This is a genomic window from Spirillospora sp. NPDC049652, from assembly GCF_040675125.1.
In the GTDB taxonomy this organism is placed as follows: domain Bacteria; phylum Actinomycetota; class Actinomycetes; order Streptosporangiales; family Streptosporangiaceae; genus Spirillospora.
Genome location: NZ_JBFAOF010000171.1, coordinates 1 through 10459 on the forward strand (window position 1 = coordinate 1; position 10459 = coordinate 10459).

Annotated in this window: 7 protein-coding genes and 1 pseudogene; 3 read left to right on the plus strand and 5 right to left on the minus strand. The window is 73.8% G+C overall.

Annotation, left to right across the window (positions count from 1 at the left end):
- Both AB0J52_RS14310 and AB0J52_RS14315 read right to left on the minus strand, forming a co-directional pair.
- Positions 1-379, minus strand: a pseudogene (locus AB0J52_RS14310) (hypothetical protein); the annotation flags it as partial.
- 29 nt (positions 380-408) lie between these two features.
- The gene (locus tag AB0J52_RS14315; protein ID WP_500182027.1) at positions 409-1800 is read right to left on the minus strand and encodes a sigma 54-interacting transcriptional regulator; all 1392 of its coding nucleotides are present in this window, start codon (positions 1798-1800) and stop codon (positions 409-411) included.
- Between the two features lie 452 nt (positions 1801-2252).
- On the opposite strand from AB0J52_RS14315, the gene AB0J52_RS14320 reads away from it, so the two are divergent.
- The 3 genes from AB0J52_RS14320 to ilvA all read left to right on the plus strand — a co-directional run bounded on the left by AB0J52_RS14320 (position 2253) and on the right by ilvA (position 6158).
- A complete protein-coding gene (locus AB0J52_RS14320) occupies positions 2253-3419 on the plus strand; it encodes an FIST signal transduction protein (protein ID WP_500182028.1) in 1167 nt (388 codons plus the stop codon).
- Entirely contained in the window at positions 3416-4555 is a 1140-nt protein-coding gene (locus tag AB0J52_RS14325; RefSeq protein WP_500182029.1) for an ROK family protein, read from the plus strand. Before AB0J52_RS14320 ends, AB0J52_RS14325 begins: the two co-directional genes overlap by 4 nt.
- Positions 4556-4943: 388 nt before the next feature.
- A complete protein-coding gene (gene ilvA, locus AB0J52_RS14330) occupies positions 4944-6158 on the plus strand; it encodes a threonine ammonia-lyase (protein WP_500182030.1) in 1215 nt (404 codons plus the stop codon).
- Positions 6159-6225: 67 nt separating this feature from the next.
- Here ilvA and AB0J52_RS14335 read toward each other — a convergent pair whose 3' ends face one another.
- From AB0J52_RS14335 to AB0J52_RS14345, 3 genes are all read right to left on the minus strand, one after another.
- Positions 6226-7656: a M1 family metallopeptidase gene (locus AB0J52_RS14335; protein ID WP_500182031.1), complete on the minus strand. Its 1431-nt coding sequence runs from the start codon at positions 7654-7656 to the stop codon at positions 6226-6228.
- Positions 7657-7732: 76 nt separating this feature from the next.
- Complete coding sequence (locus tag AB0J52_RS14340) at positions 7733-9196, minus strand: M1 family metallopeptidase (protein ID WP_500182032.1); 1464 nt, start codon at positions 9194-9196, stop codon at positions 7733-7735.
- Positions 9193-10459, minus strand: a 1267-nt coding sequence (locus AB0J52_RS14345) for a M1 family metallopeptidase (protein ID WP_500182033.1), incomplete at its 5' end; no start/stop codon positions are given. The genes AB0J52_RS14340 and AB0J52_RS14345, both read right to left, overlap by 4 nt.

Genomic DNA, 10459 nt, shown 5'->3' on the forward strand with positions numbered 1-10459 from the left:
GGCGCAGGCGCGTCTCGTCGGACAGGCCCGCGTCCCGCTCGTCCGGGGGGAGCGCGGCGGCCTCCCCGAGCAGCTCCGCCCGCTCCTGCCCGATCGCGGTGTCGAGCAGCGCGCGCACCTGCTCCAGCGTGCCGTCCATCCGGCCGCGCCGCCGCAGCTCGCGCCGCCGCTCGCGGACCTCGCGCAGCAGGTCGTCCAGGCCGCGCCGGTTCCGGACGTCGTTCGGCAGCCCGCGGCGCAGCAGCTCGCGCAGCGCGTCGCCGGGCCGGGTGCCCTCCAGCACCGAGTCGCCGAGCGCGTCCAGCGCCTCCCGGACGTCGTAGGGCGGGGCGAGCGGGTCCGGGCCCTCGTGGTACGCCCCGTACCGGTAACGGCTCATGCCAACCTCAATGCGTCACGGGCGGTGTCTCACAGCGAATAGGTCCCGGTGTCGTCCTTCGACAGGCGCCGGGTCAGGAACAGTCCCTCCAACGCGAACTCCAGCGCGGCCGCGGCCTGGCCGGGGGACTCCCCGGACATGCCGAGCCGCTCCACGATCTTCGCCAGGCCGGGCACCGGGCCGGTGCGGCGCAGCAGCTCCCCGGCCGGCACCAGCTCGCCCGACTCCACGGTCTCGCCGGAGTCGAACTTGTCCAGCAGGCCGGACAGGTCGGCCCCGCCCAGCGTCCGCCGGTAGGTCTCGGCGACCGCGCGGCGCAGCAGGTGCTCCAGCACCTCCTGCTCGCGGCCCTCCTCGCTGACCTCGAACTCGACCTTGCCCATCAGCGTCGGGACGACGGCGGGCAGGTCGCAGACCCGGGCGACCGGACGGTCCTCCCCGGTGAGGGCGGCGCGCCGGACCGCCCCGGCCGCGACCGTCTCGGCCCCGGCCAGCGCGAACCGCGCCGACACCCCGGACCGGGCGTCCACCGCAGTGGAGTCCCGGACCAGCCGGGTGAACCGGGCGACGACCTCCAGCAGGTGGTCCGGCACCTCCACGCCGCCGGCGCCGAGGTCGGCCTCCTGCCGGACCAGGTCCAGCTCGTCGGACAGCTCGGCCGGGTAGTGGGTGCGGATCTCCGCGCCGAACCGGTCCTTCAGCGGCGTGATGATGCGGCCGCGGTTGGTGTAGTCCTCGGGGTTGGCGGACGCGACGAGCAGCACGTCCAGCGGCAGCCGCAGCGCATAGCCGCGGATCTGGACGTCCCGCTCCTCCAGCACGTTCAGCAGCGACACCTGGATGCGCTCGGCCAGGTCGGGCAGCTCGTTCACGGCGAACACGCCCCGGTTGGTGCGCGGCACGAGCCCGTAGTGGACGGTCTCGGGGTCGCCCAGCGTGCGGCCCTCGGCGACCTTCACCGGGTCGACGTCGCCGATCAGGTCGCCCACGGACGTGTCGGGCGTGGCCAGCTTCTCGCCGTACCGGTCGTCCCGGTGCAGCCACGCGACGGGGAGGGACTCGCCCAGCTCGTCCGCCAGCCGCCGGCACCGCACGCACACCGGCGCGTACGGGTGGTCGTTGATCTCGCAGCCCTCGACGACGGGGGTCCACTCGTCCAGCAGCCCGGCGATCGTCCGGATCAGCCGGGTCTTGCCCTGGCCGCGCTCGCCCAGCAGCACCAGGTCGTGCCCGGCCAGCAGGGCCCGCTCCAGATGGGGCAGGACGGTGTCGTCGAAGCCGACGATCCCCGGGAACCTGGGCTGTCCGGATCTCAGCCGGTGCAGCAGGTTCCGACGGATCTCTTCCTTCACGGTCTCGTACTGGTGGCCGCTGGTGCGCAGCTCGCCCAGGGTGCTCTCGCGAGGTGTGGATGCACGCACGCGACCGACACTACGTCGCGCATCGCCGACCGGAATCCCCTCCCGCCCGCCCCATCCCCTCGCCCGAGGGCGGCCCGCCCGATCCACGGACGCCCGCGCCCGCCCCGTTCGCACCTGACCCGCCCGCTCCTCGGCGGGCGACCACGTCCGCCCGTCCGCAGGTGACCCTGTCCGTCCGCAGGTGACCCCGTGCGCCCGCCCGCACTGCGGCGGTGGCCTGTCGCGTCTGCGGGGGACTCTGTCCACGCGCCGGCAGGTGACCTCGTTCGTTGGTCGGCGGGGGCTCGTCCTGTTTGTGGGCGAGCTTGTTCGGCTGTCCTCGGGTAGAGGCCGGTCGGTGGCGGGGGAGGGGTGGGCGGCGACGCGGTTGTCCACAGGCGGGGCGGTGGTTCGCGTCCGACCCGGTCGAGCGGGGAGACTGGAGTGTGACCGTACGGAGATTGGGGGGACCGATGGCCCGATTCGGTGACGGGCTGGCGTTCGGCCCGGACCTGACCGAGGCGGCCGAGACCGCCGTCCGGCAGGCCCGCGCGGAGCTGTCCGCCGCACCAGACCTGGTCTGCGTCTTCGTCTCCGGCGGCGACCCCGCCGAGATCGAGGCGGCGGCCCGGCGCGCCTACGAGACGGCGGGCGCGCGGGTCTTCCTCGGCTGCTCGGCGGCCGGAGTGATCGGCGCGGGCCGCGGCGTCGAGGGGCGGGGCGCCGTCAGCGCCTGGGCCGGGGTGCTGCCGGACGCGCGGCTCACCCCGTTCCGGCTGGAGACGCTGAAAGGCGAGGACCGGCTCATCGTCGTCGGCATGCCCGAGGCGAGCGACGACGACGTGGTGGGCGTGCTCCTCGCCGATCCCTACAGCTTCCCGATCGACGCCTTCGTCGAGCGGTCGGGCGAGGCGATGCCGGGGCTGCCCCTGGTGGGCGGCCTGGCCGACGGCCCCGAACGCGGCTCGACCCGGGTGTTCGTCAACGGCGACGCGTTCTCGGAGGGAGCGGTCGGCGTCGTCCTCGGCGGGCAGGTGAACGCCGCGACCGTCGTCAGCCAGGGCGCCCGCCCGATCGGCCCGGACATGGTGGTCACCAAGGCCGACGAGAACATCCTCTACGAGCTGGCGGGCGCGCCCGCGCTCAGCAAGCTGGAGGAGGTCGTGCTCGCCCTGCCCCCGGAAGAGCAGGATCTCGCCGGCCGCGGGCTGCTGATCGGCGTGGCGATGGACGAGTACGCCGACGAGCACGAACAGGGCGACTTCGTCGTCCGGGGCGTGGTCGGCGCCGACGAGGAGACCGGCGCCATCGCGATCGGCGACGTGGTCGACGTCGGGCGCACCGTCCGGTTCCAGGTCCGCGACGCCGACGCGGCCGAGGCCGACCTCGCCGAGCTGCTCGAACGGTTCGAGATGACGCCGGTGGAGGGCGCGCTGCTGTTCTCGTGCAACGGCCGCGGCCGCGCCATGTTCCCCGACTCCGACCATGACGCGCGGGTGCTGCACCGGGCGTTCGGCGGTGCGGCGGGGGTCGGCGGGTTCTTCGCCGCCGGGGAGATCGGCCCGGTCGGCGGACGCAACCACGTGCACGGCTTCACCGCGTCCATCCTCGCCTTCGGATCCTCGGGAGACGACCAGTGAGCGGCCCGCTCGTCCCGCGTCCGGCCCGGGAGACGGTCCCCGGCGCGCCTCCGGCGACCGCTCCGGGCACCGTCCCGGCGAGCGTCCCGGCCGGTGCCCCGGCGACGGTGTCCGCGACGGCCACGGCGACGGCCACGTCGTCCGCGGCGGTGACGGCCGTGGTCACCCGGGCGGCCCCCGAGGCGATCCCGCTGGGCGGGGCCGACGCGCCCGTCCTCGCGATCGACATCGGCGGCACCAAGCTCGCCGCCGCCGTCGTGGAGCCCGGCGGGCGGATCGCCGTGTACGACCGCGTCCCCACGCCGAACACCCTGTCGATGGACGCCGAGGGGCTGTGGCGCACGCTCGCCGCGCTGCTCGACAAGCTGCTCGCCGAGGCGGGCGAGCCGGAGCTGGCCGGCGTCGGCGTCGGCTGCGGCGGCCCGATGACCTGGCCGGACGCGCACGTCTCCCCGCTGAACATCCCCGCCTGGCGCGGGTTCCCGCTCCGCGACCGGCTCTGCGAGACCTACCCGGGGCTGCCCGTCCGGGTGCACAACGACGCGATCTGCCTCGCGATCGGGGAGCACTGGCGCGGCGCGGGCCGGGGCCGCGCCAACATGCTCGGCATGGTCGTGTCCACGGGCGTCGGCGGCGGCCTCATCCTGAACGACCGGCTCGTCGACGGCGCGAGCGGCAACGCCGGGCACATCGGCCACATCATCGTCGACCCGGACGGGCCGCCCTGCGGCTGCGGCGGGCACGGCTGCCTGGAGGCCGTCGCGCGCGGCCCCGGCCTGGTGAACTGGGCGCGCGAACAGGGCTGGCCCGGCACGACCGGTGTCGCGCTCGCGGACGACGCCCGCCGGGGCCACCCCGTCGCGCAGGCGGCGATGCGCCGCGCGGGCCGCGCCCTCGGCCTCGCCATCGCGTCCGCGACCCACCTGTGCGACCTGGAGGTCGTGTCGATCGGCGGCGGCATCTCACAGGCGGGCGCGCTCCTGTTCGACCCGCTGGAGGAGACCCTCCGCGCCCACGCCCGCATGGACTACGCCCGCCGCGTCCGCGTCGTCCCCGCCGCCCTCGGCCAGACCGCCGGACTGGTGGGCGCGGCGGCCCTGGTCTTCGAAGCCACCAGATACTGGTCCGCCGACTGACCATCTCCTGACCGCCCCGGCTCGGACCACCCCGGCCAGGCCGCCCCGCCCCGTCCGGGCCGGTCTGATCGAGCCGGGATGTTGAGAGTCGGGGCCCGGTTGACGCAGGACGAGCTGAACCGGCGCCGGGTTGAGTCGGGCTGGGCTGGGCTGAGCTGGGCCGGGGTGAGCCGGGGCGGGGTTGCGTAGGGCCGGGCTGAGTCGGCCGGGTTGAGCCGGTCGGGCTGAGCCGGGCACAGGTGGCGCGAGTCAGGTTGATGCCGGACGGTTGACGTAGGACGAGCTGAAGCGGGGCCGGGTTGGCGGGGGGCTGGTCGGACCGGTGTGGGGACCGGGGAATGATCATGCGGGGTGCTGGGGCGGGCGGGGCGCGTGGCAGGATGCGGGGGTGGTCTCCGTCCCGATCGAAGACGTCCAGGACGCGCGGAAGCTGCTCTCCGCCGTCGCCGTTCCGACGCCGCTGATCCCCTCCCGTGTCCTGTCGGAGGCGATCGGCGGGCCGGTCCTGCTCAAGTGCGAGAACCTGCAGCGCACCGGGTCGTTCAAGATCCGTGGCGCGTACGTGCGGATCGCCCGGCTGTCCGAGGAGGAGCGGGCGCGCGGTGTCGTCGCGGCCAGCGCGGGCAACCACGCGCAGGGCGTCGCGCTCGCCGCGTCCATGCTCGGCGCGAAGGCCACCGTCTTCATGCCGGAGGGCGCGCCGCTGCCGAAGGTCGCCGCGACCCGCGGCTACGGTGCCGAGGTGGTGTTCCCCGGCCCGACCGTGGACGACTGCTTGGAGGCCGCGGCCGAGTACGCCGAGGAGCGCGGCGCGGTCTTCATCCACCCCTTCGACCATCCGGACGTCGTCGCCGGGCAGGGCACGATCGGCCTGGAGATCCTGGAGCAGTGCCCGGACGTGCGGACGGTCGTCGGCGCGGTCGGCGGCGGCGGCCTGATGTCCGGCATCGCGACGGCGATCAAGCAGGCCGCCGGGCACCCCGTCAAGATCGTCGGTGCGCAGGCCAAGCGCGCCGCCGCGTTCCCCGCCTCGCTGGCCGCCGGCCACCCGGTGCGGATCGACGTGCAGCCGACGATGGCCGACGGAATCTCCGTCGGCCGCCCCGGAGAGCTCACGTACGAGCTGGTCAGCGAGTTGCTGGACGCCGTGGTCACGGTGACCGAGGAGGCCATCTCGCAGGCCCTGCTGCTCTGCCTGGAGCGTGCCAAGCAGGTCGTCGAACCGGCGGGCGCGGCCGGCGTCGCGGCGTTGCTGGAGCACTCCTACGCCGTCCGGACGCCGGTCGTCGCGGTCCTGTCCGGCGGCAACATCGACCCGCTGCTGATGGCGAAGGTGCTGCGGCACGGCCTCGCGGGCGCGGGCCGCTACCTGGTCGTCCGCTGCCGCCTGAAGGACCGTCCGGGCGCGCTGATGACGCTGCTCGGCGAGCTGGCCGGGTTCGGCGTGAACGTCCTGGACGTGGTGCACGAGCGGATCGCCGCGCGCCTCCCCGTCGAGGAGGCCGAGGTGCTGCTCCAGCTGGAGACGCGCGGCACCGAGCACAGCGAAGAGGTCACCCGCCGCCTCCGCGAACGCGGCTACACCCTCACCATCGGCAACTGACACCTCACCCGGGCGGGCGAGGAGCGGGGTGGCCCGGGAGCCGGGCCACCCCTGGCGCGAAGCGGGATCAGAGGGCGGGCTTGCCGGTGCCGTAGATCCAGTCGCGGGCCCACCGGGAGACGTCCTTGTGGGAGACCTGTCGGGCCAGCCGGACGAACTCGGCCGTGGAGCCGGTGCCGCCGCGGTGGGCGCTCTGCCAGGCGCGGAGGAGCCGGAAGAAGGACGGGTCGCCGATCCGCCCGCGCAGGACGTGGATGGCGACCGCCGCGCGGTCGTAGACCAGCGCGTCGAAGATGTGGTCGCGTCCGGGGTTGGAGACGACGCCCTTCCACAGCTTGTCGGTGGCGGGCTTGGAGTAGACCTCCTGGAAGCTCGTGGCGACCGGAGTGTTGTCGAACTTCTCCGCCCAGAGCCACTCGGAGTAGGTGGCGAACCCCTCGTTCAGCCAGATGTCGGACCAGCGGCGCGGGGAGACGCTGTCGCCGAACCACTGGTGGCCGAGCTCGTGCGCGAGCAGGCCGCCGGACGGGATGGTGCCGGGGCGCCGGGACAGGTCGTACACCGGACGGCCCTGCGTCTCCAGCGCGTAGCCCACCTTCGCCGCGACCGTGATGCCGCCGGTGGACGACCACGGGTAGCGCCCGTAGATCGACGACTCCCAGTCCACGACCTGGGCGGTCTGGGTGTTGAACTGCCGGGCCTTGTCCGCCGGGATCCGCATGTTCACGTCGGTGTACGTCAGGTTCGGCCGTCCGCTGGCGGTACGGCCCCTGACCTCGTCGAACTTCCCGATCGCGATCATCGCGAGCTCGCTGGCCATCGGCCGGTCCATCACCCACCGGCTGGTCGTCCAGCCGCCGTGCGTGCGCCTCCCGGCCAGGTCGCCGTTCGCGACGGCGGTGAGGTTGCTGGGCGCGGTGAGGGTGAACCCGTAGGTGGCCTTCTCGGTCGGGTGGTCGTCCACGGGGTAGACGGTGGCCGCGCCGATCGGCTGGTTCAGCATGAGCCCGCCGTCCGCCGTCGGGACCCAGCCGGAGACGCCGAGGGCGGGGTCGTCGATGGTCTGCGGGACGCCCGAGTAGGCGACCGTGACCGCGAACCGCTTGCCCTTCCGCAGGCCCTTCGGCGGCGTGATCACCAGCTCCTGGGAACCCTGCCGCTTGTAGGACGCCCGGCGCCCGTCCACCGTGAGCCACTTGATGGCGAGGCCCTGGAAGTCCAGGTCGAACCGGGAGAGGTTCTGGGTCGCGCGCGCCTGCACGGTCGTGACGGCGTCGATGCCCTTGGTCGCCGGGTCGTACCTCAGCGCGATCTCGTAGTGGGTCGGGGCGTAGCCGCCGTTGCCCATCTCGGGGAAGTAGGGGTCGCCCGCGCCGGGGGCGCCCGGCGTGAACCGGGCCGGCGCGGCGTCCGAGGGCAGCGCGGCCGCCGTGGTGGCGGCCAGCGCGAGACCCGCGGTGACGGCGGTGGTCGCGAGCATTCTGGGGACTCTGCTCATTCGCCTCATCCTTACGAGGAAATCGTTCGGCCCCAGATTTCCCCGCCGTCACCACGGCATCAAGCGCGGTTTGATCTCAAATCTTCGGTTTTCCGGGTGTGTAGAGCCACGCCTGGAACAGCGGGCCGAGGTTCCGGTGCGAGATCCGCTCCGCGAGCGCGATGAACTGGGCCGTGCTGCCCGTCCGCCCGGCGCGTTCGGACGCCCACGTCCGCAGGATCGTGAAGAACGCCTGGTCGCCGACCGTCTTCCGCAGCTGCTGGAGGGTCATCGCGCCGCGCGTGTACACGGGGAAGTAGGCGAACAGCTTGTCCCGTCCGGGGTCGCCGGTCCGGCGCTGCCAGGCCGCGTCGGACGCGGGCCGCTTGTACGCGTCGGCGAAGGCGTGCGCCGCGTCCGGACCGCCGTGCCGCTCCTGCCAGAGCCACTCGGCGTAGGTCGCGAAGCCCTCGTTCAGCCAGATGTCCTTCCAGCGGGCGAGGCTGACGCTGTCGCCGAACCACTGGTGCGCCAACTCGTGGACGATCAGCACCGTGTCGGCGTCGCCGTGGTAGACGGGCCGGTCCTGGGTCTCCAGCGAGTACCCGATCTGGATGTCGTCCACGATGCCGCCGGTCGAGTCGAACGGGAACCGGCCGAAGACCGACGCCTCCCAGTCGGTGACGCGCGCGGTGGTGCGCTGCAGCCGGTCCGCCTTCTTCGCGTCCTTGGCCGCGAGCGACCTGGCGACCGCGCTGATCGACCGCACCCCGCCGGGCGTCCTGCCGTCGCGGGTGACGAACCGCCCGATCGCGATCATGGCCAGGTAGTTCGCCATCGGCCGCTTCGACGACCACCGGAACGTGCTGGTCGAGCCGTGCCGCTCGGTCCCGTGCGGCTCCCCGTTCGCCAGCACGCCGAACCCCTTAGGGACCGTGACCCGGAACGCGTAGGTGGCCTTGTCTGACGGGTGGTCGTTCAGCGGGAACCACGTCTGCGACCCGGTCGGCTGGGACAGCGTGATCACGCCGTCCTTGGTCGGCAGCCAGCCCGTCCGGCCGAGGATCGGGTCGGACAGGACGCGCGGCCTGCCCGCGTACTTCACCGTGACGGCGAACCGCGCGCCCTCGGGGATCCCGGCCGCCGGGGTGATGACCAGCTCCTGTCCCTGCCGGGTGTACGCGGCGGGCCTGCCGTCCACCCGCACCTCGGAGATCGTGTTGCCGAGGAAGTCGAGGTCGAAGCGGGACAGGTTCTGCGTCGCGGTCGCGGTGACGGTGGTCGTCGCGCGCATGGCGCGTCCGGCCGGCCGGTAGGCGAGGTCGATGTCGTAGTGGGTGGCGTGGAAGCCGCCGTTCCCCGCCTCCGGGAAGTACGGGTCCCCGCCGCCCGGGGCGCCGGGCGTGAACCGGGCGCCGGGCCCGGGCCCCGCCCCGGCTCCGGCGCGCGCGCCGGGGGTCGCGCCGGCGCGGGCGGCAGGCGCGCCCGCTCCCGCTCCGGTGATCGGTGTGCACGCCATGACCGGGGACAGCAGCAGCGCCGTCGCGGCCCGTTTGGTCACCACTTCTTTGGTTTGCCCTTCTGGTAGAGCCAGGCGTTGAACAGCCTGTGCAGGCGTCTTCCGGAGACCTTCTCCGCCAGGGCGACGAAGTCGGCGGTGGTGACGGGGGCGGTGCGTCCCTGCGCGGCCCACGCCTTCAGCAGCCGGGCGAACTTCGCGTCGCCGATGCGCTCGCGCAGCGCCTCGACGCACATCGCGCCCCGCGTGTAGACCGAGAAGCCGAACAGGTCGCGGTGCGCGGGGGTGCCCGGCGGCGGCGCGAACACGGGGGATCCGCCGGGCTGGGTGTAGTACCGCTTGAAGACGCTCTTCGTGGTCTCCCCGCCCTTGTGCTCGGTCCACATCCACTCGGCGTAGGTCGCGAAGCCCTCGTTGAGCCAGATGTCCTTCCAGTCGTGCAGGCCGACGCTGTCGCCGAACCACTGGTGCGCCAGCTCGTGCACGACGAAGCGCTCGGCGGGCACGAAACCGCCGTAGACCGGACGCTCCTGGGTCTCCAGCGCGTAGTCGAGGGGCGGGTCGTCGATCACGCCGCCCGCGGTCGCGAACGGGTACGGCCCGAAGGTCCGCACGCCCCACCGGAGCACGGCGGCGGTCGTCCGCTGCAGCTTCCGCGCCGATCGCGAGTACCGGGGGTCGACCGCCGTGATCACCGGGATTCCGTCGGCGTCCGTCCGCCTGACCTCGAACTTCCCGATCGCGACCATGGCCAGGTAGGTGGCCATCGGGGCGGTCTCGGTCCAGTCGTAGGTGGTCGTCGCGCCCTGCTTCACCACCCGTCCGGGCGTGCCGTTCGCGACCGCCCGCAGGCCGGACGGGACGGTGATGTGGAAGGCGTAGGTGGCCCGGTCGCGCGGATGGTCGTTGACGGGGAGCCAGGTCGGTGTGCCGTCCGGTTCGCCGAGCGCGACCGCGCCGTCCTTGGACGGGATCCAGCCGTAGGTGCCGAGCGCGCCGCCCTTCAGGGGGACGGGACGCCCCGAGTAGCGGACGACCGTCGTGAACCGCGCGCCGTCGGCGATGCCGCCGGACGGGGTCACGGCGAGCTCCTGGCCGGTCCGGGTGAAGGCCGCGGGACGTCCGTCCACGGTGAGCTCGGTGATCTTCGGGCCGCGGAAGTCGAGGTTGAAGCCGGGGAGCGGCTGCCTGGCCGTGGCGGTGACGGTCACGGTCGCGGTCACGTCCCCGGTCGCGGCCGTGCTCGCGTTGCCGGTCGTGCTCGCGTTGCCGGTCGTGCTCGTGGTCGGGGTGCCGGTCGGGGCC